Origin of the sequence: Sphingomonas sandaracina, assembly GCF_036663695.1 — a bacterium.
GTDB lineage: Bacteria > Pseudomonadota > Alphaproteobacteria > Sphingomonadales > Sphingomonadaceae > Sphingomonas.
In genome coordinates this window covers 486,799-508,251 of sequence record NZ_JAXOJK010000003.1, presented here as the reverse complement: position 1 = coordinate 508,251, position 21,453 = coordinate 486,799, and the positions used below count along the sequence as shown (strand labels likewise).

Here is a 21,453-nt window from a genome sequence, read left to right as displayed (position 1 = left end):
ATTGCGCCCAAGGCCTTGATTTAGCGTTCTTTTTTGAACCGCTGGCGGAGACGGAGGGATTCGAACCCTCGGTACCAGTAAACCCGGTACGGCGGTTTAGCAAACCGCTGGTTTCAGCCACTCACCCACGTCTCCGGCTGCGGCAGATGCGGGGCTATAGCGAGGGTCGGCGAACGGAGCAACGACTGTATTCGCGTCATTCATCGCGAATTCGCCCAAATTCGACACGGGCGACCGGATCGTTCATTGCGCGGCAAGGACGAGGTTGGTTAACCTCGCTGCGTGATGGGGTCGTATCTACCGGTCTGGTCGGGCGACTTGGTCGGTCGGTTCAGGATCGACGATTTCGAAGGCGATCGTTTTGGTGCCCCATTTTGCGGACGCCGTTTTGGGGACAATGATCATGCGTAACTTCTGGCTCGGCTTCGGTGCCTTCGCCGCGGCGATGTGTGGAGGAATCGACGGGGCGGCCGCTCAGGTCCGCACGATCGATCCCAACCAGGCGATCGATGGCGATCTCGCGCCGCGGTCCTATTCCCAGCCCCCGCGCGCGGCGACGACCCAGCCATCGCGGCCTGCCGATCCCGACACCTCGATCCCGTCCGATCCGGCGCCCGCCCAAGCCACCGCTACGGCCCCGCCACCGGAGACGTCTTCGCAGGCCTCGCGTGCAGAGGCTACGACGCAGGCGGCCGAAACCTACCAGCGCGACGACCTGATGGCCGCGGGCGAAGGCGTGTTCGGTAAGGGTGCCGCAGGTCTTGGCGGGATCCTGGAGAAGATCCTCAAGGATCAGGGCGAACCGAACGCCTATATCGCCGGCCGCGAGGCGTCCGGCGCGTTCATCCTCGGCGTGCGCTACGGGTCCGGGATCATGAGCCACAAGGTCGAGGGGCAGCAACCCGTCTACTGGACCGGACCATCGGTCGGCTTCGACGTCGGCGGCGATGCGAACAAGGTCTTCGTGCTGGTCTACAACCTCTACGACACCGCCGAACTGTTCAAGCGCTTCCCGGCTGTCGAGGGCCGGCTGTACCTCGTCGGCGGGTTCGCCGCGACGTACCTGCGTCGCGGCAACGTCGTGCTGATCCCGATCCGCCTCGGCGTCGGGTGGCGCGCAGGCGTGAACGTCGGCTACATGAACATCACCCGCAAGAGCCGCTGGCTGCCGTTCTAGGCGCAGGCGGGCAGCCGGCCACGTCCGGCCAACTCCGCCAAGCCCGGCCGGCGGGCATAGCCCGTCCGACGGCATCGGCTTTGCCCATGACGCGCGCCGCACGGTACGATACGCCTATGTAACCCTGTGGCACCGCTACCGACGAATCGCTGCCGATCAAGGCTGCGAGTTGACGCCCCCACGCCAGGCGCTACCCCATGCGAATGGCAAAACCCGATCGTCTCGCCCGCCTCGATGCGCAACGCGAAGATCTCGAAACCGAGTACCGCGACACCCTGATCGTCGCGCTCGAAAAGACTGCGTCGGGATCGCTCGGGCTGTTCGACCGCAGCCCGGACCGCCGCGTCCGCGCCGCGATCGCTCCAACGGTCGACGCGCTTAACGAGATGGGCGCGGACATCGACGCGATGCGTGACCGCCTGATGCTTGAGCGCTTCGCCCTCCACCATGATTTCTTCGCGGCGCGGGGTCCAGTCAGTGCCAGCGCCATCGGCGAGCAAAAAGAAGCACGCCTATGGCTGGAACGACTGCGCCCGGTCGGGCCGGCCTGACGTTCGCCGTCCCCGATCGTAGTAACCCCGACGCCGCCTACGCCTGACGGCTAGATGCGCGGTCAGCCCTCGAACCGCCACCCAACCGTCGTTCCGGCCAGAAACGGCACGACCGCCGTCGCCCCCTCGCCGATCGACGCCGGCACGTCGACCGCATCGCGCACCAGGGTCACCGTTCCGTCGTTCAGCGGCAGCCCGTAGAATCGCGCGCCATGCTCCGATGCGAACCCCTCGAACCGGTCGATTGCGCCCTCTGCCTCGAACACGCTCAGATACGCCTCGAGCGCGAACGGCGCGTTGAAGATGCCGGCGCACCCGCAGCCGGATTCCTTCGCACCGACGACGTGGGGCGCACTGTCGGTGCCGAGGAAAAAGCGGGGACTGCCCGATACCGCAGCCTTGCGAACGGCCAATCGATGCGTCTCGCGCTTCAGCACCGGCAGGCAATAGGCGTGCGGCCTCAGTCCGCCGTCGAACAATGCGTTGCGATTGATCATCAGGTGCTGTGGCGTGATCGTCGCGGCGATCGGATGCGCCGCCTCGGTCACGAACGCTGCGGCTTCGGCAGTCGTGATGTGCTCCAGCACGATCTTGAGCGCCGGGTAGTCGCGCGTGAGCGGCGTCAGAACGCGTTCGACGAACACCGCCTCACGGTCGAAGATGTCGATGTCGCGATCGGTCACTTCCCCGTGGATCAGCAGCGGCATGCCGATCCGCTGCAACGTCTCCAGGACTCCGGTCAGCGCGCGGATATCGGTGACGCCGTGCGCCGAGTTGGTCGTCGCATGCGCAGGGTACAGCTTGCAGGCGGCGAACACGCCCTCGCCGTAACCGCGTTCGATCTCCGCGGGATCGCTGCCATCGGTCAGATAACAGGTCATCAGCGGCGTGAAGTCGCGTGCCTGCGGACCGTCGGCGAGCGCCGCCATGATCCGTTCGCGGTATGCGCGCGCCGCGGCGATCGTCGTCACCGGGGGTGTCAGGTTCGGCATGATGATCGCGCGCGCGAATTGCCGCGCGGTATGTTGCGCGACCGCCTCCAGCATCGCGCCATCGCGCAGGTGGACGTGCCAATCGTCGGGGCGGCGGATGGTGAGGCGCTCGGTCATGCCCTCCTCCTATCGGCGCAGACGCGCCGGCGCCATATCCGTCGTGCCGCGATCCGGCTTGGAAATCGCCCGCGCCGCACTAGGTGATGGTGATGGACCAGCAAACTCCCGGAACGATGCTCACCGATCGCAGTGTGATCCGTGTGGCCGGCGAAGACGCGCGGGGCTTCCTGCAAGGGCTGGTCACCGCCGATACCGCGGCACTCACGCCAGACGCACCGGCCTGGGCGGCGCTGCTCTCGCCGCAGGGAAAGGCGCTGTTCGACTTCATTCTTTGGGCCGATGGCGATGCAGTCTTGATCGACGCGGAGGCGGCCCAGGCCGATGCGCTCGCAAAACGCCTGACGCTCTACCGATTGCGGCGCGCGATCACCCTCCAGCCCGATGATCGCAAGGTCCATTGGTCGACAGATGGCGCGGGCACCCGAGACCCCCGCCTCGCAGCGCTGGGCCGGCGATGGCTTGCCCCCGCCGCCGAACCCACGCGCGATTGGCACGCGCATCGCCTATCGCTGGGGGTCACCGAGGGGGTCGCCGAACTCGGCGCGGGCGAGACGCTGTGGCTAGAATGCAACGCTCGGGAGCTGAACGGCGTCAGCTTCACGAAGGGATGCTATGTCGGGCAGGAGAACACCGCGCGGATGCATCACCGCGCCAAGGTCAACCGCCGCCTCGTTGTCGCACCGCTGACCGAAACCGGACCGCGGACCCGCGCGGCGTATCCGGAACTCCGCCTGATGGTCGAACATCGCCGCATCGACGCGCTGGGCGACGCGATCGTCCCGGATTGGATGGCCGCGGCGCTGGCGGACACCGCCTCGGACTGACGACCGTCCGACGGCACGCGGTCACTTCGCCGACGACGGCGTGATCTCGCTGCCCTTGACCCGCCACACGCGCTTGTCCGGCGTCGCGACGAACACCGGCATGTGCAGGCTGTACGAGGCGAACACATGGATCTCGGTCGGGACGGGATCGAGCAGATGATTGACCACGAACCCGACCGGAGTCGCGCTCGGCGGCAGTTTCGGCGCGGTCATGGGGAGGCAGCCGAGCGTGTAGGGGCGTGACGTCGACACCTTGCCGTCGCGATCGACGAGCACGCAGTAATGGCCGCCCATCGGAAACGTCGCCGCCTCCTTCTGCGCCGACAGCAGGTAGACCGCGATCAGTCCATCCTTTTGCGGCGGGAGCACGACGCTGTTGAAGGGCAACGGTGTGCAGGGCTTGGACCCGCGCGCGACGACCGCCTGTGTCGCAACCTCGCGGGCGCGCACCAGCAGAGCCTGCGCGGGTGTCAGCGCGGCCGCTCGCACGAGGACCTCTTGCGAAACGACCTTCCCGCCACGCACATCCGCCACGAAGAACGCCTGCGCCGCAGCGCCCGCGCCGCGGTAATAGGTCACGTGCAGCGTCCGCGGATCGGGCTGCTCGACGACATACCCGTCGGCACCGCGCAATTCACTTTTCGGGATCGCCGCGGTCAACGCATCCGAGCTGACCCACGCCGCCCGATCGAAGGTATAGAGCAGCGATCCGAGCCTTGCCGCCTGCGCGATACGTTGAGCGTCGGACGGCCCGTCCGGAATGGGGCTGCTTGGCGTTGGCCTGCTCGGAGTGGGCGGCGATGCTACCGAACCGGCAGATGACGCCTCATTTTGCCGGAGCACGGCGGGTTCGCGAGGAACGATCGCCCCCTGGAGAACGGCGGCACCGATCGTCAGGATATGCGCGATGACCAATGTCATGTCCCCCAGGGCAAAGCGCTATGCTGGACGCTGCACCGGCGACAGGCAAGGCCACGTCAATCTCGCCTAAGCCCGTCTCGATCAAAGCCCCCGGTCCAAGCCCCGAAATGCTGCACACCCCCGCATACAAAAGAAAAGGGAGGCCGGCTTGCGCCGACCTCCCCGATCTTCGTTCCGTAGCCGACCCGAGGGTCGACTGCGAAAGTCTTACTGGCCCGAACCCGGACCGTAGGTGACTTCCACGCGACGGTTCTGCACTTCGCGAACGCCATCGGCGGTCTCGACGCGCGGACGGGTCTCGCCGAACGCTTCCGTCGAGATGACACCCTCTGGGATGGCATGCGACGAGAGGTACGCCTTGGCGGCGTCTGCACGACGCTGCGAGAGGCCCACGTTGTACGATGCTGCACCCGACTTGTCGGTGAAGCCCGCGATCATGACCTGGGCATTGCCGCACGACTGGTACTGCGTGACGGCGTTGTCGAGGATCGATGCTGCCTCTGGCGTGATGTCCGACTTGTCCCATTCGAAGAACACGATGAACGGACCAGGCGAGCAGACGACTTCTGCTGGCGGCGGCGGCGGCGGCGGAGCAACTGGCTCCGGCGGCGGCGGCGGCGGCGGTGCGGCCGGCTCGGCAGGCGAACCGAAGTTGTACGTCAGGCCACCGAGGATGCTGTGCGAACGATAGCGACCGTCGAACACGCGGTTCGAAACGTCGACCAGCTTGACGTTCTCTGCATTGAAGAAGCGATACTTCAACGTTGCATCGACGTGGCTGCTGAGCGGCGCACGGATACCGGCGAGGCCCTGATATGCGAACACGGTGTCCGAATCGTTCAGGAAGTCACCACCCGAGGTCAGGCCGTACTTTGCCTTGACGCGAGCAACACCGACACCACCGCCGACGAAGCCCTGGATGCCGTCATCCGGACCGAAGTCCAGAAGGCCGTTCAGCATGAAGCTGAGCGCCGACGACGAACCACCGGCGCCGTCGAAGCTGCCAGCTGCTGCGTTGCCGCGAACGCCAGCCTGCGTGAACGTTGGCGTGGTCGTGGACGACGTGTAGCCGTCAACCGTTGCACGACGGTAGCCGACTTCGGTTTCCAGACGGAAACCACCGAAATCGTAACCCATCACGCCATCGACGTCATAACCATAGTTATGATCGACCGAACCGGCGCTGTTCAGGTTACCGATGTCATAGTTGATATCTTCAACGATCATCGCACCGCCTTCGACGCCAACGTACCACGACTTGTCGCGGGCGAGGGCGGGAGTGGCGAGTGCGGTGGAGGCGAGTGCCAGAACGACGGCAAGCTTCCGCATACTAAATCCCCTTTCATGAGTGTCACACGGACATCGCAAACTCCCTATCCTCGGCCTTGTTTCCACGCAAGCTAACAAAAGTTCCCACTGTGGCAGGAACGACACAGTTTTCGCTGTGTTTCAGGAAGATATCAGCCCGTGTCCCCGCAATGCCTCCAGAATAGCCTGAATCGCCGTTCTGGCATCCACATCCACGGGCGCGGAACCGGCCGGAACCGACGGGGGATTCGCGATCGCCGCACGCCGCGCGCCCACCACCGCCTGTCCCCCGATCGTGAGCGCGCTCCCCGACAGGACGCCGCTCGTCCAGGTTCCCGCATCGAAGCGCGCGACCTCCCTTTTGTCGATATTCCACACCGTCATGCCGTCGTGCGGTGCGACGAACCGCCACCCGCTGGTCGTCCAGCCCGCCAGCGCGAACGCGTGTCCCGCCCAGTCGCCGGTCGGGGTCGCGCCGAGGATCCAGGCCGCGCCCGGTTCCGGATCGGTTGGTGGCACCGTCGCGCCGACCGCATGGACGCTGGCCTGGACCGCGATGTCGAGGATCGCCAACGCCTCGTTGTGCGTCGATTCCTTCTGTGCCTGCCCTGGTTGCAGCAGCGGCAGCGAAAGCCGCGATGTCGTGTCGCTCATGGTCCACTCCCCTATCGTTCGAATTCAGGCCGGTATCGCCAGACGCGCCACGCGCGATTCCCCGAAGATCCCGCGCTGCGATATCGTCACGGAGACCGCGCCACCGGCGAGATCCGCTGCGGTCAGCCTGATCTGCGGCGTCGTCGTATCGACGATGCGCTCGACGCCGTGCGCGCCGATCGTGACCCGATATGCCTCGCTTTCCTCGGCGAGCGGCGCATCCACGCCATCGATCCAGCGCCACCCGGCGCGGCTGCGGCGAACCCAGCGCACCGTGGCCCCACCCTCTCCATCACGCACATACGTGAGATGCGTCGGCGAAGGCGGCACCACCGATGCACCGCGCATCGCACACCGCATTTCGACCGGCGTCACGTCGCCGACGCCCGACGCCATCACCCGCACGTCGCGACCCAGTACGGAAAGCGGCAGGTCGATCGTCCGCGCCGCATCCGTCTCCAGCAGGACGAACCGATCGCCGGCAACCGGCATGCTGGCCGCCTCGGTGCCGCGTCGCCCGCGCAACAGGGTCCGCAGCCGCCAGCGACCGCCGCCAAGCGGCTCGGCTCGTCCGAATTGCACCAGTTCGTCGCCGATCACCGCAAGATTTTCGCCCCTGTCGAGGGCATCCGGATCGGCATCCCCCAGTATCATGTCGGGATGCGCGAGCCGCACGTCGAACGCGCTGCGCCGGTCGATCATCGTCGCGGGCATCGTCACGGGCATCCTCGCTGGCATCGTCGCCGCCCCGGCCGGTACCACCGCCTCGACGACACCGATAACGCCCGGCGCCGCGCTCGCCCCCCCGGCAGCCCAGCTCACCCCGTCATCGACGCTGTAGAGGAGTGCCGCCTGTCGCCACGCCGCCCCCCCGCCCGCCGCGACCACCGTCAGCCGCGGCGTCGATAGCGGCGTGTCGTCGAGACCCGGTATCTCGAACGCCTGCAGGATCGTCGCGCCGACCACCGCATCGACCGCGCCGACGACCCGGCCGCTGGTCGCGGTCGCCGGGATCGAGGCGACCGTCACCGGCACCAGGCCAAGCGTCGTCACCATATTCTCGATCGCGCTGTCGGTCACACGCCAGACGCCAGGCTCACCTGCGATCGTAACGCAGGCACCCGGTGCGATCGCCATCGCCGCGAACCCGGCGGTCACGGTCCGCCGCACGCGGGTCGCTTCGGCCCGCGCCAGCATCGCCTCCGCCACCGTCTTTGCCGCGCCCGCGTCCAGCACCGCCGGCACCTCGACCCGTTCGTCCCGCAGGCCGGCGCCCGGCCGCCGCGCCCGCTGTACGCTCGTCTGGTAATCGCGCGCCGCATCGTAATACCCGAGCGTCACAGTACGCGGCACCGTCTCGATCGCGGCAACGGCACGCGTCCGCCGCGCACCCTTGCCGCCGACCGCAAAGCCTTCGTCGGTGACCGCGACGACCGACGGCGCCGCATCACGCATGTCCAGCCCGTCGCCGGCCGGCGCGAACCACGCCCCGCTAGCCTGCCCGAGCAGGTCCAGCACCGCGCGGACGCTACCCCCGGACGCCGCGAACCCGCCGACCGACAACGCAGCCTGCCCGGTCACCTCTGGCGCCAGCACCGCTGCGATCGTCGACACCAGCACCGGCCCCTGGTCCGCGATCACCTCGAACGTCAGCGACGGGATCCGATTGCCGAAATCCGCCAGCTGCAGCATTTCGAACACTGCATAGGCCGCCCCCCGATACGCCGGCGTCGCGCTGCCCTCCGCCGAAGCGATCAGCGGGTCGACCGCCTGATCCTCGCCTCCCAGGTGCAGCCGAAACCCCGTCGCCGTCTTGAAATCGCCGCCCGCCCCGCGCAGCAACTTCCCCTCCGCCCAGATCCGCCCCACCCCCAAAATCGCGCGCGCCGACAGCAGCACCGCGAACGATGCCGCATAGGAATAGGTCGCGGTGCCGGGCTGCCCCTTGCCGCCCCGCGACGTCGACCGGGTCTCGATCAGGTCGGTCGCCCAGATCACCGTCCCCGCCACCCGCAGCGTTCCGAACAGCGTCGGAATCTGGCTGCCGTACGACGAGGTCTGCACCGCCAGCTCGACCAGCCGCGGGCCTTCGCGTCGCTTGGGGGCGAACAGCGCCTGGTCCACCGACTGCCCGATCAGCGCACCGATCGCGCCGCCGATCGGCCCACCCACCGCGGTGCCCACGGCCGTCAAAATCAAGGTCGCCATGTCACCCCTCCATCCGCCACACACCGAGTATCGGCCAGGGCGGCTCACCCGGCCGCGCCACGACGCGACGCAGGCCCGCATCCGCATGCACGAAGCCCGCCGCCGTCCTGATCCCCAGGTGAAACTGTCCCGGCCCGACCGCCATCGCCAGCACGTCGCCGGGCTGGGCTTCCGTCACCCGCACCAGCAGCCGGTCGAGCATCGCCACATCCCCGCCGCGCAGCGCATAGCCGGTCGGCACCTCACCGCGATGGCCACCGGCCCGCAACGCCAACGCCACCAGCCCGACGCAATCAAGTCCATCCGCGTCCCGCCCATGCAACCGAAACCGCGTTCCGACCGCACGCAAGGCCGCCTCCGCGACGACGCTCACGCCCCCGGATACCGCGTAAGCAGGTCGATCCCCGGCAGATGCGGTTCGCCGCGAAAGTTCGCCGCGTTGCCGAACCGTCCGGCACAGGTGGCGAGGCTCTTGTCGCACCCCTCGACGACCTCGACCAGCACGCCCGCCTCGACCGCAAAGGTCGGCACGTACCGCACCGTCACCGCCGCGCCCTCGGCAGCCGCGATCACGCTCTCCAGCCCGCAATTCGCCCCGCCGAACCAGCGCAACAGCCCTCCGCCGAGCCCGGAAATCTCGCCATCGAGCGTCACCACCGCCCCTGCGCACGCCACCACCCGCGCGAACCTTTGCCGGCCCGCCATCGCCACCCGACAGCGCCGATCGCCCAGTTCCGCGCGACATTCGGGCGACGTCTCCTCCACCACCGATCGATCCAGCGCCGCGCTGCTGCCCCGCAACTCGGCGGTGAAGCCGGTCTCGCCCAACTCGACCGCGCCGATCAGGCCACTACCCAGATCCACCCGCGCGACCGGGTTCGTCCAGTCCACCGCGAACACCGCGACGCGTGCGCCATCCCAGCGCCCCGCGAGCAGATCCTGCTCGTCGATCGCCACACTCGTCAGCGCACCCGCGACATCCATCGTGTCCGCCTCCAGCCCGGCCGATCGCTCGATCGCCGACGGAGTCATCCCCGGTGCCGCGTGGTGCATCAGCCCGTCTACCACCAGATCGCGATCATGCGCGGTCAACCCGACCGCCACCCCATCGCGCCGCTCGATCCGCCAGCACAGCGCGATCGTCGCAAGCTCTGCATCCAGAAACATGGCAGCCTCCTTCTAAAGAGAACCCTCACCCCTCCGGGGAGAGGGAGGGGCCCGCGCGCCCTTGCGCGTGGGAGGGAGAGGGGAGTGAGGCTCGGGACATCCGCCCCAACTCCCCCTCACCCTCCCGCCGCCGCAGGAGAGAGGGACAAATCAAGCCTCGCGCACCTCGACCAACGGCACGCTCGCCGCGACCCCCGCCAGGAACGTCGCCCGCGCCACGCTCAACCGATCCTCGGCGAACCGCACCGGCACATCGAACACGAACCCCGCGATCACCGCGACGCCAGGCCCAGGCGCCACGTCAAGCACCACCCAGCCGCCGGCCTCGACCGCGAACGCGTTAGTCCCGACCCCGTCCACGCTCACCGAAACGCTGCCCGCGACCGGCCGCGTGATGCGCCGGGCGGCACGCTCGTACCATTTCACCAGCGCGAACCGCCGCGCGACGCCGTCCCCGGTACCGATCGCCTGCCCCCCCGCCGCGAAGTCGAACGGATCGCGCAACCGAAACCCCCGCGCCGCCCCCATCCGCGCCCGAAAGAACGCGAGCAGCACCGCGATATCCGCCTCGCTGCGCAGCCCGGGCCCGACATCATACGACGTCCGCGCCTCGGCCCAGGCCGCATTGCGCGCCTCGCGCCCCCCCGCGCTCGTCAGGATCGCGGTCGAGAACCCCGGCGCCACCTCCGCCTCGCGTCCCAGCTCCAGCGGAAAAAGCACATCGTCGAACGCGTCCACAGGCTCGGTCTCCCCGGTTGAACTGGCAGTATCGAAATGCACGAACCCGTCCCGCATCACCTGCGGCAGCGCCCACAGAAACGTCTCCGCCACGCCGCGCCGACGCGCGATCTGCGCCGCCGCCTCGATCAGCGTCCATTGCACCGCCTGATCCGGCTTCAGCACGAACCCCGACAGGTAATGCTGCCGGTCCACCGGATAGCCGAGCCGCGCGAACGCCACCGCCACGCCCTCGGCCGACGACGCGGAATCCCCCGCCGTCACCCAGTCGTAATCCTCCAGCTGCAACACATCGAACGCCGGGCTCGCCCACCCCACCGGCATGTTCGCGCGCTTCGCCTCGGGCGCCGCCGCATCCAGGACAGTCGGCAGATACGTCAACAGATGCGTGACACACCCCGTCGCCTCGGCCTTCGCCGCCGTCACCAGCGCCGCCGTAGACGCCGCCAGGCACACCCCGGCCGCATCCAGCGTCGCGATCCGCGCGGCATTCTTGGCCCCCAGGATGCTGCCGATCGCCACCGGCGCAAACGCCGCCACCGCGCTCGCATCGTACAGGCACGGCCGCCCGTCCGGCATGATCCACCACCACGGCTCGCCGACCTGAAACTTCGGCGCCAACCCCGCCGCCACCGCGATCGCCATGAACGCCCGCGCCACCGCCTGCAGATACCCCATCGCTCCGCCATGCGCCGGCGACAGCAACGTCGACGGCGGCTCCCACCCGGTCAGCGCCGGCGACCCATCGGCGGCCCGCTGCTTCCAGTCGTTCCAACAATGCGCGTCGAACAGCTCGTAACTCAGCGACCAGATCACGTCGAACCCGAACGCCCGCGCCCGCGCCGCAAAATCCCGGTGCCACGCTGCACACGCCGCGTTCAAAACGCCCCCCGCAGCCGAAACGTAAAGCCCGCCTCCAGCCGCCTCGAGCCGGAAATAATGGCTCATGCCCACATAATGCGTGATGCTCCCGCGGTACCCGAGATGTAGCGCATTGCGCAGCAACCGCGCCGGCGTCAGGTTGTAGCTGTCGTCATACCCGCCCGCGATCCGAAACCCGTGCTCGGGCACCACCGCATCGCCGATCGCCAGCACCGACCCCGGCCCCTCGCAGACCAGATCGGTCCACTCGACCCACCCCTCGCGCGGCGCAGCCAGCGGCAGGTCTGTCTCGGTATAGTCCGGCGGCACGACCGACACGAACATCCGGTCGATATCCCCCGCCCAGACCGGATCGGCATCCTCGGGCAGTTCGAACCCGCCCACCATCGCCGCAAAGTCGAGCGAGACGACCGCATCCTCCGGCGTCCCCACCGCATAATTCCACAACCGCACATACCACGCGCGAGAGACCCCAGCCGCATCGCGCCCCTCGATCGTCAGCGTCGGGCCGTTGATCGCGTCCAGCGCCATCACCCCCGCCGACCGCCACCGAAAGCGCAGCCGACAGTCCCGAAAGTCGCGCGAAGTCTCATACTTCAGCAGCGGATGATCGAACCGATCCTCCGCCGCCCAGATCACCCCGGCCAGATCATCCGCCTGATAAAACACCGCATCCACCCGCAGCGACGCGGGGCCGGTAGTCACAACGGAGGCCATCATCGGCCGAGGAAAATCCACGGTCCAGAACCGAGGATCGAACCGAGACACAAGCCCCTCGACCTGCACAGTCCGCCCCAAGCAAAGCCAATGCGCCATGAACATTCTCCTCTTACCCTCGCCCCTCCGGGGAGAGGGAGGGGCCCGCGCGCCCTTGCGCGTGGGAGGGTGAGGGGCGCGAGGCTAAGGACCCAAATCCCAACCACCCCTCACCCTCCCGTCGCCTACGGCTCCTCCTTCCCTCTCCCCGACGGGGAGAGGGACCAACTCATTCCACCGCCAAAGCCGCCTTCACCGCCCGCGCCACCTGCCGCCCCGACTGCGCCAACGCCCCCGCCGCACTCCCCCCGGCAGCATTGACGGTAATCGCCACCCGCACCTCCCGCACGCTACCGCCAGAACCAGTCTCGACCCGCCCGCTCGTAGTAGGCACGAACACCTCCGCCCCCCGCTCCCCGACGACGTAAGCCCGCCCCGGAGACACCGGCCCGCCGGTCGCCCGCCCCGGCAACCCACCAACCAGCCCCGCCAGCGCCCCACTCAAACCCCCACCACTCAACACCGACTGAACCCCAGCCTTCAAAGCCGACGAAGCGATCGCATCCAGCGCCGACAGCGCGACCCCCTTCAGCTCCTCGAACCCCAATTTCCCCGACCGCACCGCGCGCAAAAGCCCCGCCTCCAACCGAAGCGCCGCCCGCTCCGCCCCAGAGCCGAGCACCCCCTCCAGCTCCCCCCGCATCGCCTCGACATCACGCGAGAACCCGGCCGTATCCGCCCGCACGCTGACCAAAGCCGTGTCGAAATCATCCATCAGGAAAAGCCCCCCTCAACCGCGCGATCGTCGAAGCATCGGGCGGCACTGCCACGTCCCCGACCAAAGCCTCCACGACCCCCGCCAATTCCACCGGCGTAGCCCGCCAGAAAACCTCCGGCGCCCACCCCAACACCGCCCCCGCGAACCCCGCCAACCGCCCGGCGTTGTCTGCGAACGTCACTTCCCCGCCAAAATCTGCCGCAACAGCACCCGCAACACCGGCGTCACCGCCGCCAGCCCCGCCTCGACGACAGCCTCCCCCAACCGCTCCCGAGTAACCCCCTCGGGACACTCCCGCAGGCAATGCCAGAACAGCCCCACCATCTCTCCGATCCCGAGCTTCCCCTCCGCCGCACGCTCGACGAGCGCAAACAAAGGCCCCAACTCGCTTTCGGCAGCGACGAGCGCCGCAAAGCTAGGCCGCAAGACAAGCGTCTCCCCCGCGACCCGAAGAGAAGCCTCCCCCCGAACCGCATTCGCCAGATCCGTCATAAGATGTCTCCAAAAATTCCCTCGCCCCTCCGGGGAGAGGGAGGGGCCCGCGCGCTCTTGCGCGTGGGAGGGAGAGGGGCGTGAGGCTAAGGACACCAATCCCAACCACCCCCCACCCTCCCGTCGCAAGAGCTCCTCCCTCCCTCTCCCCGAAGGGGGAGAGGGACAGCACTCACCCCACCACCACCGCCCCGGAACTCTCCAGGCTAAGCGTATAAGACCGCTCCCCATTGAAATCCCCAGCGTAATCCAGCCGCGACACCAGGAACTTCCCCGTCATCGTATCCCCCCCCTCGAACGCCAGCCGATAATCATCGAGCACCCCGGTCAGCGCGCTGGCCTTCACCCGCAACTCCGCCACCGACCCGGTAAAAACCCCCGCGCCCGACACGGACACACTCCGAATCCCAGCCCCAGACAGCAACTGCCGCCACCCCCCAGAGTCCTTCGTCGTAACAACGATAGCCTCGCCATTCACCGACATCTGCGTCGTACGCAGCCCCGCCACCGTCGCGTAGACCACCGGCACCGCCCCGTTCCCCACCTTCAGCAGGAACGCACTCCCCTTCTCCACCGCCATGTCCGTCTCCCCCAGTGTTTCCCCGCGAAGGCGGGGACCCAGCCTGCACCGCGTCTTCGCGGCGCAAAATCTCAACTCTCCCGGTACATCCGCACCAGAAACTCGGACGTCCCCCGCCACCGATCCCCGACCCGCAGCACGCGCGACCGCACCAGCGCCAACCGGACCACCCGCCACCCCTCGCCGAGATCGGGATCGAGCGCCTCCAGCGCCTCCTCCGCCACTGCCAACAGCGTCCGCAGCCGAACCGGCCGCTCGCCCCCGTCGAACAGCGTCAGCATGACGCGTCCCTCCCGCCCGACCCACGTCTTCGTGCTCCAGTCCGACAGCACCGGCTCGTCGACCACCGCATAAGGCAGCCCGCCGCGTACCAGCGGCGCATCGAACACGCTCACGTCCAGCACCGCATTCAACCGCGCCACCAAAGCCGCCTGCAAAACCGCGCGGCCGCTCACGCCAGGGCTCCGGCCAGGGCTCCGGCGTACACCGCGGGCCCCAGCCGCATCCGCCGATACGGCCGCCACAAAGCCGCCACCGCCGCCGGCGGCGCGACATCGCTCTCGCGGTGATCGAACAGATGCGCGACCAGCATCGCCACGCCTTGCGCGACCGGCGCCGGCACGGCCGCGAAACTCGCAGCGAGCCCGGCGGAATAGGCGACGGCCACCCGCCCGGCCGACCCGGGCGACAGGATGCGAACCCAGCCGATCCCGTCCGCATCGATATCGACCGCATACGCCCCGACCGGCAGGACGAACGGCGCCCCCTCGCTCGGCAACCCGGTGACCCCCGCGATCACGGTAACCGGCGCCACCATCAACCGCCGCCACCCCGCCGCACCGGTCACCACGTCCTCGAACGGCCGCACGATCACCGCCGCCCCCAGAAACGCCTCCGCCAACAGCAAGGCCGTCTGCGCCAACCGCGCGAGCACCGCATCCTCCCCCGTCTCCACCCGCAACAAAGCCCTCGCCGCGACGACCACCTCAGCGATCACCCCGGCAGAAATCGCCGACCCCGTCATAACGATGTCTCCTATTTTCCCTCGCCCCTCCGGGGAGAGGGAGGGGCCCGCGCGCCCTTTGCGCGTGGGAGGGTGAGGGGAGTGAGGCACGGAACCCCCGCCCCAACTCCCCCTCACCCTCCCGTCGCAAGAGCTCCTCCTTCCCTCTCCCCGCAGGGGAGAGGGAGCACCACTCAAGCCACCGAGAACTTCATCAGCTTGATCGCCTCGGAATTCGTCACGCACCCACCGACCCGCTTGGTCGCGTAGAAGTTTACGAACGGCTTGTTCGAATAGGGATCGCGCAGGATTCCCGTCTCGGTCCGCTCGGCGATGATGTACCCCGCCTTGAAGTTGCCGAACGCGATCGCCAGCGCATTCGCCGCGATATCCGGCATGTCCTCGGCCTCCACCACCGGATACCCCAGCAGCGTCGCCGGCACCCCAGCCGCCAGCGAAGGCGCCCAGACGAACGCCCCGTCCGTGGTCTTGAACTTCCGGATCCGCGCCAAGGTCGCCGCATTCATGACGAAGCTAGCCCCCTGCCGATACGGCCCGCGCAACGACTGGACGAGATCGATCAACCGCTCCTGCGGACTGGCCGAAAAGTCCCCCGCCGCCCCGCTGGCCAGATACTGCAAAGTCCCGAAAGCCCGAACCCCATCCGCCGTCGCCGCGGTAGCCGACGTCAAAAACCCCTTGGGCCGGGAAACCCCCGACCCGGACACGAAAGCCGCCCCCTCGGCCTTAGCAAACTCCATCGCGATCTCGCCCGCCAGCCACTCCTCGACATCGAACGCGGCATCGTCGAGCATCGCCTGGCTAGCCGAGGGGTTCGCATACAGCTCCCCCGTAGGCGGTGCGATCTCGACGAAGACCGGCGAAGCCGTCTGCGGCCGCGCCGCATCCTCCGCCGCCCACCCGGACGGCGTGCCGCCCGTGGTGACCAGCTTGCGATACCCGGCGCTGCCGACCTTCACGACATTGGCAATCGCTCGGATCGGCGACACCGCCTTCAGCAAAGTATCGATCTGAGCATCGATCTCCCGCGGCACCGCAAACCCGCCCGAATCCCCCGTAACCCCGGTAAACGCCTTCATCTCCAGCGTAGCGCCAGTCCGAACGAACCCCGCAAACGCCGCATTCTGCATCAAGGGGAAAGCCCCCGCCAAAACCGGCCGGTCAACAACACTCATGCCCATCTCCTCCACCAAAACGAAAAAAGGCGCCCCGCAGGACGCCTCGTGAAACTTGCCGCCGTCATCCTGACGCAGCCTTCTCGTCATCCTGACGAAAGTCAGGACCCAAGGTACCGAACACCATCGCTCATGGGTCTGGATCCTGACTTTCGTCGGGATGACGGACGATCTCCAGGCGCGCCAAGACCTGCATCGGCACCGCCACCAGACTGACCTCAACCAGCGCCACCCGAAGCAACTCCCGCCGCCCCCCCTGCCGCACCGAAACCGCCCGATACCCGACCGACAATCCCGCCACCGCCCCGGACCGCACCAGCCGCGCCAGCTCCGGATCCTCGACCACCCCCTCGACCCGCAACCCCCGCGCATCCTCCCGAACCGAAGCGAGCGAACCCACCGCGTCCCCACGATGCTGCCACAACAAGGGCACCACCCCAGCCCCGGCAAAGGCCCCCCGCCGCACCACATCCCCCGCGCGGTCGACGACATCGAACACCGCCGCATACCCAGCGAACGCGACCGCGCCCGTCACTTCAACCACCCGGCAAACCCCAGCTTAACCGCCAGCCCCGCCAGCATCAGCGCCACCGCCAGCCGCGCCACCCACCCCGCCGCCGCCTTCCACACCGATCGCTTCGCATCACGCCACGCCGCCAGCAGCTCGCGCAGCTCGGCCACGTCCCCCCGCGCCCGCTCGTCGCTCAAGCCCAGCCGCGCCAGCGCCCGCGTCGCGCCCAGCTCCCCCGCCTCTTCCGCAATCGCCCTCAGCGTCACGAGGTCCGCGCCCCGCTCGCTCCCCTGCCGCATCAACTGCGCCAAAACCGCCCCATCCATCACGCCACCTCCTTGCCCGTCGCGCATCGCGCGACATCAAACGGCATCGCGCCCGGCGCGATCTCGAGCAGAGCCCGCTTCTCCGCATCGCTGAGAAACGAAGCCGCAGACACCATCCCCCAAAGCCGCTCGCGATCCTCCGCCAGCGCCGGCACCCGGTCGAGATCGACCGCCAGCGCCGCCCCCTCGAACCACCCCCGCAACCCCTGCGCGATTCCGCCCAGCACCGCCGTCGCCAGCGGCAGGATCGCCAGCCGCCACAGCGCGCGATTGGCCTCGCGGTAATTCGCATAGGCATTGTCCCCCGGCAGCCCGAGCAGCATCGGCGGCACCCCGAATGCCAGCGCGATCTCGCGCGCCGCCGCCGCCTTCGTCCCCATGAAATCCATGTCCGCCGGCGACAGGCTCAGCGTCTGCCAGCGCAGGCCGCCCTCCAGCAGCATCGGCCGCCCGGCATTGCCCGCCCCGGCAAAGCTCGCCTCCAGCTCACCCCGCAACCGTTCGAACTGCTCGGTCGACAGCGCCGCGCCGTCCTTCGGATCGTACATCAGCGCCCCCGAAGGCCGTGCGGCATTGTCGAGCAACGCCTTGTTCCACCGCGACGCCGCATTGTGGATCGCCACCGCCCCCGACGCCGCCCCCAGGCACCCCAGCCCATAATGATCGTCGACCGGATTGAAGCTTTTCAGGTGAATCACCTCGGGCCGCACCGGATCGGCATGCAGCCGCGTAACCCGCTCCCCCACCCGGTACCGGTAAGCAGCCGGCCACCCACTCGCATCCGGTTCGACCGTCACCCGCTCGGGCCGCAGCGCGTAAAGTTCCGCCGCCCCGCCCTCGACATCGCGCAACACCTGCACATACGCATTGCCGTGCAGCATCAGATGCGCCGCCACCGTCTCGATCAGCGTCTGCCCCCCCGATCGCACCGTCGCCAGCGCCAGCAGCGCCGGATCCGACGCGACGATCGCCGCACTCCCCAGCCCCTCCACCACCAGCTTGACCGCCCGCTGCGCGATCGGATTGTCGAGATACGCCTCGCGCACCTGAGCCTCGTAACTCCGCGGCCACTCGCCAAACGCCGCTCCCCCGATCGCCCCCGCCGAAGACCGAGACAACACCGGCCGCGACTCATCGCGCCCGGATTTCCACCCGAACAATTTCATGCCGATCTCCTAAATTTCCCTCGCCCCCACGGGGAGAGGGAGGGGCCCGCGCGCCCTTGCGCGTGGGAGGGAGAGGGGCGTGAGGCTAAGGACGTGAATCCCAACCACCCCTCACCCTCCCGTCGCAAAAGCTCCTCCTTCCCTCTCCCCAAAGGGGAGAGGGCCACCCTACAAAACCCGCACGGAAACCCGCGCCCGCGGCCCCAGCATCACCTCGGTCATCGCCCAAACCAGCGCATCCGCCCGATCCGGCGACCGCCCCGGCCCCTCATACCCGCCGCCTGCGATCAGCCCGCAAAGCTCGTCCTCCAGGTCCGGAAACGCCCCGACATGCCAGGCCCGCCCGGACTCATACAAAGCCGCCACCGGCTCGGCTCGCGCCACCTTCCCCAGCGACGCATGCACCAGCTTCACCGGCATCGCCCGGTCGGCGCCGGAAAGAACGCTCCCCACCATCTTCCCCCCCTGGTTGGCCTCCGCGATCACCCGGTCCGCCCCATGCCGCGCCGCGCACTCGGCCACCGCCCGAGCCCACCCCTCGGGACTGGCCCCCGAAACGCTCGCATCCTCCAGCACATACGCAAACCCGTCGCCCCCGAGCGCCACTGCCACGATCCCGCAAGCATCCCCCGGCCCCCCGGACACGCTGCCCGCGGGAGGATCCACGCCCACCACGACGCGCACGACGGCAGGCGCAAAAGCCACCCGCCGGGACTCCACCAGTTCCCGCGTCCAGAGCGCCCCCGCGACATCCTCGATCAGCTCGCCATCCAGCTCCTGCCGCCCCAACCGCGTCCCCGCATACGTGGCCGTCACCGCCGCGACGAAGCTCGGCGGCAGGTGCGGATTGTCGCGCGTCCGCCCGTGCGTCTCGACCAGGTCGGGCAGCGCCATCACCCGTCGCATCAGCGCGATCGGCCGCGGCGTCGTCGTCACCAGCGCGCGCGGCGTCTCGCCCAGCCGCAATCCCATCATCAGATTGTCCCAGGTCGCATCGCCGTGCCGCCACTTCGCCAGCTCGTCGCACCATGCCCAGCCGTGCTCGGGACCGCGCAGCGATTCGGGCGCTTCCGCCGAATAGGCATAGGCCTTCGCGCCGTTCGCAAAGTGCAGCTCGCCCACCGCACCGCGCCACACCGGTTCCTCGTCGTCGTGCGCCACCGCGATCAGCCCGCTTTCGCCCTCGATCATCACCCGCCGCACGTCGTCGAGCGTGGCCCCGACCAGCGCGATCCGCGCGTCGGGATACGCCCGTGCGATCTGCCACACCCATTCCGCCCCCGCCCGCGTCTTGCCAAAGCCCCGCCCCGCCCGGATCAGCCAGATCCGCCAGTCACCCTCCGGCGGATATTGCCCCGCATGCGCCCAGTGTCGCCACCGATCGCGCAATTCGTTGCGCTGGCCGCGCGTCAGCTTGCGCACGATCTCCGCGCGGTGGACGATCGGCAACCGCGCCAGCTCCGCCACCAGATCGCGATCCGGCCCCAAGTCGGGTGCCGGATCGGGTGCCGGGTCGGACCTCAAGGCGGGGCCCAGGGCAGACCCCGCAGCCAGCCCCGCAGCCAGCATCGCGGCGTCCTTCGCCTGTTCCACATCCGTGTCCCCCGTCACTCGCGCGACCGCCTGTCCCGCGACCGTCCTTCCCGCGAGCCGCGCCGCCTCCACCCAGGGACGCGGCACGCCCTTGCGCTTGGGTGCCACCGGCTTGGCGTTCGCGGTGCGTCCCTCGCGAGGGTCCGTCCCGGCGATCGGGCCGTCCGCGTCATCGGGACCCCCGCGCCACCGCGTCACGAGTCTTTCGCCATGCGTCGTGCCAGCGAATCCAGCAGCTTGCCCAACGCGGCGTCGGTGTCGATCGATGTCGCCCGATGGCTCTGGTTCTTCCGGCGACCGCGCGCCTGGTCCGCGCGATGCTGGTTCAGCATCGACAGGGCGAACTGTATGGCGGTCACGCTCGAAAGCTGGATCAATCCGGCGCCGGGTACCGCCTGCCCCCGTCCGAACGGCCCCGTCGCCGTCCCGCCCCCGCTACCAAAATCCCCACCGACACCCCCACCAACACCCCCGCCAACATTGCCGCCAACGTCCCCGCTCTCGCTCTCGTCGTCCGCTGTCTGTCCACCGGCAACGGTCCCCCCGACGGTCCCCCCGACGATTCCGCCGACGGTCCCCCCGACAATTCCGCCGCCGACCGACTCCAGCGCGGTCGCCAGCAGCAGTTCTTCCAGCCGTTCGTACCCCCGCACCAGCGCGGCCTGCCATCCCGCAGCGAACGCCGGATCGCGCGCCCGGCGGTTATACGCACCGCCGACCGACATGCCGACCACCGCCACCGACGTCGTCACGTTGCCGGTCATCGCCAACGCATCCAGGAACCGCATTTGCATCGCCGTGCTCCATTCGTTCACGCGCGGTTTGCGGATTTGCACGAGGCGGTTCTTGCCCCCTCTGATCCTCCCCGCTCGCGTCGTCCCCGCCCCGGTCGGCCCCGTCTCGATCGTCCCCGTCTCGATCGGTCCCGTCTCGATCGGTCCCGTCTCGATCGGTCCCGTCTCGATCGGTCCCGTCTCGATCGGTCCCGTCTCGATCGTCTCCGTCTCGATCGTCGCCGCCCCCGTCGTCTCCGGCTCGATCGTCCCCGTCTCGATCGTCACCCTGCCCCTCGCGCTCGTCATCCCGGCGCCAACGGGCTTGCTCCCAATGGCCCTGGTTTCGGCGATCGTGGTGTCAGCGACCGCGATTTCAGCCCCCTCGATTTCAACGACGGCGGTTTCAAAAACGGCCGTTTCAGGATCGGCGGTTTTGGGAACGGCGGTTTCGGCAATGGCGGTTTCGACCGAATGTCCGCTGATCCGAATTCGCCCTGCACCGATATCGGCCGGCGCAGAATCCCGTGTTTCCGCCAGCGCGACGGACTGCGTATGCGCCATCGGTTCTCCCTTTCCGCAACGACCACCAGAACACGAAAAAGCCGGCGACGTCCGAGGCTCCCACCCCGACCGTCCCGGCTTCCGTCACGCCGGACCAACCAGCCCGACCCGCAATTCTGCAGCGTTCCTGTTATGTACCAAAAGAGCGTGACGATGTCAATCGAATTAACCCT

At 68.5% G+C, this 21,453-nt stretch carries 23 protein-coding genes and 1 tRNA gene; 3 read left to right on the top strand and 21 right to left on the bottom strand.

Annotated features, from left to right (window positions below):
- Positions 1 to 42 precede the first annotated feature (42 nt).
- A tRNA-Ser gene (locus U1707_RS11845) sits at positions 43 to 135 on the bottom strand.
- Positions 136 to 397: 262 nt separating this feature from the next.
- On the opposite strand from U1707_RS11845, the gene U1707_RS11840 reads away from it, so the two are divergent.
- Together U1707_RS11840 and U1707_RS11835 are read left to right on the top strand one after the other, a co-directional pair.
- Entirely contained in the window at positions 398 to 1,177 is a 780-nt protein-coding gene (locus tag U1707_RS11840) for a DUF1134 domain-containing protein (RefSeq protein ID WP_443025689.1), read from the top strand.
- A 197-nt stretch (positions 1,178 to 1,374) separates the two neighbouring features.
- A complete protein-coding gene (locus U1707_RS11835; protein ID WP_332800258.1) occupies positions 1,375 to 1,728 on the top strand; it encodes a hypothetical protein in 354 nt (117 codons plus the stop codon).
- A gap of 62 nt (positions 1,729 to 1,790) precedes the next feature.
- Here U1707_RS11835 and pyrC read toward each other — a convergent pair whose 3' ends face one another.
- Positions 1,791 to 2,837 carry a dihydroorotase gene (gene pyrC / locus U1707_RS11830; RefSeq protein ID WP_332800257.1) on the bottom strand — a complete coding sequence of 349 codons (1,047 nt, stop codon included), beginning with the start codon at positions 2,835 to 2,837 and terminating at the stop codon, positions 1,791 to 1,793.
- Positions 2,838 to 2,929: 92 nt separating this feature from the next.
- Between pyrC and ygfZ the strand changes: the two genes are divergently transcribed.
- Positions 2,930 to 3,664 (top strand): CAF17-like 4Fe-4S cluster assembly/insertion protein YgfZ, encoded by a 735-nt coding sequence (gene ygfZ / locus U1707_RS11825; protein WP_332800256.1) that lies wholly within the window; start codon positions 2,930 to 2,932, stop codon positions 3,662 to 3,664.
- 21 nt (positions 3,665 to 3,685) lie between these two features.
- On the opposite strand, the gene U1707_RS11820 is transcribed toward ygfZ, so the two are convergent.
- The 19 genes from U1707_RS11820 to U1707_RS11730 all read right to left on the bottom strand — a co-directional run bounded on the left by U1707_RS11820 (position 3,686) and on the right by U1707_RS11730 (position 21,280).
- A complete protein-coding gene (locus U1707_RS11820) occupies positions 3,686 to 4,585 on the bottom strand; it encodes a hypothetical protein (RefSeq protein ID WP_332800255.1) in 900 nt (299 codons plus the stop codon).
- A 207-nt stretch (positions 4,586 to 4,792) separates the two neighbouring features.
- Positions 4,793 to 5,914: an OmpA family protein gene (locus U1707_RS11815; RefSeq protein ID WP_131587287.1), complete on the bottom strand. Its 1,122-nt coding sequence runs from the start codon at positions 5,912 to 5,914 to the stop codon at positions 4,793 to 4,795.
- Between the two features lie 120 nt (positions 5,915 to 6,034).
- Complete coding sequence (locus U1707_RS11810) at positions 6,035 to 6,547, bottom strand: DUF2793 domain-containing protein (RefSeq protein ID WP_332800254.1); 513 nt, start codon at positions 6,545 to 6,547, stop codon at positions 6,035 to 6,037.
- A 24-nt stretch (positions 6,548 to 6,571) separates the two neighbouring features.
- A complete protein-coding gene (locus U1707_RS11805) occupies positions 6,572 to 8,755 on the bottom strand; it encodes a phage tail protein (protein ID WP_332800253.1) in 2,184 nt (727 codons plus the stop codon).
- Position 8,756: 1 nt separating this feature from the next.
- Positions 8,757 to 9,128: a C40 family peptidase gene (locus tag U1707_RS11800; RefSeq protein ID WP_332800252.1), complete on the bottom strand. Its 372-nt coding sequence runs from the start codon at positions 9,126 to 9,128 to the stop codon at positions 8,757 to 8,759.
- Positions 9,125 to 9,922, bottom strand: coding sequence for a phage/gene transfer agent baseplate hub protein (locus tag U1707_RS11795; RefSeq protein ID WP_332800251.1), 798 nt, complete (start codon positions 9,920 to 9,922; stop codon positions 9,125 to 9,127). Before U1707_RS11795 ends, U1707_RS11800 begins: the two co-directional genes overlap by 4 nt.
- Before the next feature lie 150 nt (positions 9,923 to 10,072).
- Positions 10,073 to 12,358, bottom strand: coding sequence for a DUF2460 domain-containing protein (locus U1707_RS11790; protein ID WP_332800250.1), 2,286 nt, complete (start codon positions 12,356 to 12,358; stop codon positions 10,073 to 10,075).
- A 169-nt stretch (positions 12,359 to 12,527) separates the two neighbouring features.
- On the bottom strand, positions 12,528 to 13,076 hold the full coding sequence (locus tag U1707_RS11785) for a tail tape measure protein (protein WP_332800499.1): 549 nt from the start codon (positions 13,074 to 13,076) through the stop codon (positions 12,528 to 12,530).
- Complete coding sequence (locus U1707_RS11780) at positions 13,066 to 13,209, bottom strand: phage tail assembly chaperone (protein ID WP_443025697.1); 144 nt, start codon at positions 13,207 to 13,209, stop codon at positions 13,066 to 13,068. The genes U1707_RS11785 and U1707_RS11780 overlap by 11 nt, the downstream gene beginning before the upstream one ends.
- A gap of 44 nt (positions 13,210 to 13,253) precedes the next feature.
- A complete protein-coding gene (locus tag U1707_RS11775) occupies positions 13,254 to 13,568 on the bottom strand; it encodes a gene transfer agent family protein (RefSeq protein ID WP_332800248.1) in 315 nt (104 codons plus the stop codon).
- A gap of 172 nt (positions 13,569 to 13,740) precedes the next feature.
- Positions 13,741 to 14,148: a phage tail tube protein gene (locus U1707_RS11770; protein ID WP_332800247.1), complete on the bottom strand. Its 408-nt coding sequence runs from the start codon at positions 14,146 to 14,148 to the stop codon at positions 13,741 to 13,743.
- A 71-nt stretch (positions 14,149 to 14,219) separates the two neighbouring features.
- Positions 14,220 to 14,603 carry a DUF3168 domain-containing protein gene (locus tag U1707_RS11765; RefSeq protein ID WP_332800246.1) on the bottom strand — a complete coding sequence of 128 codons (384 nt, stop codon included), beginning with the start codon at positions 14,601 to 14,603 and terminating at the stop codon, positions 14,220 to 14,222.
- Positions 14,600 to 15,172, bottom strand: coding sequence for a head-tail connector protein (locus U1707_RS11760; protein WP_332800245.1), 573 nt, complete (start codon positions 15,170 to 15,172; stop codon positions 14,600 to 14,602). Before U1707_RS11760 ends, U1707_RS11765 begins: the two co-directional genes overlap by 4 nt.
- Positions 15,173 to 15,345: 173 nt before the next feature.
- Positions 15,346 to 16,347 carry a phage major capsid protein gene (locus U1707_RS11755; protein ID WP_443025688.1) on the bottom strand — a complete coding sequence of 334 codons (1,002 nt, stop codon included), beginning with the start codon at positions 16,345 to 16,347 and terminating at the stop codon, positions 15,346 to 15,348.
- A 130-nt stretch (positions 16,348 to 16,477) separates the two neighbouring features.
- A complete protein-coding gene (locus tag U1707_RS11750; RefSeq protein WP_443025687.1) occupies positions 16,478 to 16,891 on the bottom strand; it encodes an HK97 family phage prohead protease in 414 nt (137 codons plus the stop codon).
- Entirely contained in the window at positions 16,879 to 17,184 is a 306-nt protein-coding gene (locus U1707_RS11745) for a DUF6127 family protein (RefSeq protein ID WP_332800244.1), read from the bottom strand. The genes U1707_RS11750 and U1707_RS11745 overlap by 13 nt, the downstream gene beginning before the upstream one ends.
- Complete coding sequence (locus U1707_RS11740) at positions 17,184 to 18,350, bottom strand: phage portal protein (protein ID WP_332800243.1); 1,167 nt, start codon at positions 18,348 to 18,350, stop codon at positions 17,184 to 17,186. Before U1707_RS11740 ends, U1707_RS11745 begins: the two co-directional genes overlap by 1 nt.
- A gap of 168 nt (positions 18,351 to 18,518) precedes the next feature.
- A complete protein-coding gene (locus tag U1707_RS11735; protein WP_332800242.1) occupies positions 18,519 to 20,141 on the bottom strand; it encodes a DNA-packaging protein in 1,623 nt (540 codons plus the stop codon).
- On the bottom strand, positions 20,138 to 21,280 hold the full coding sequence (locus U1707_RS11730) for a hypothetical protein (protein WP_332800241.1): 1,143 nt from the start codon (positions 21,278 to 21,280) through the stop codon (positions 20,138 to 20,140). Before U1707_RS11730 ends, U1707_RS11735 begins: the two co-directional genes overlap by 4 nt.
- Between the last annotated feature and the right edge of the window lie 173 nt (positions 21,281 to 21,453).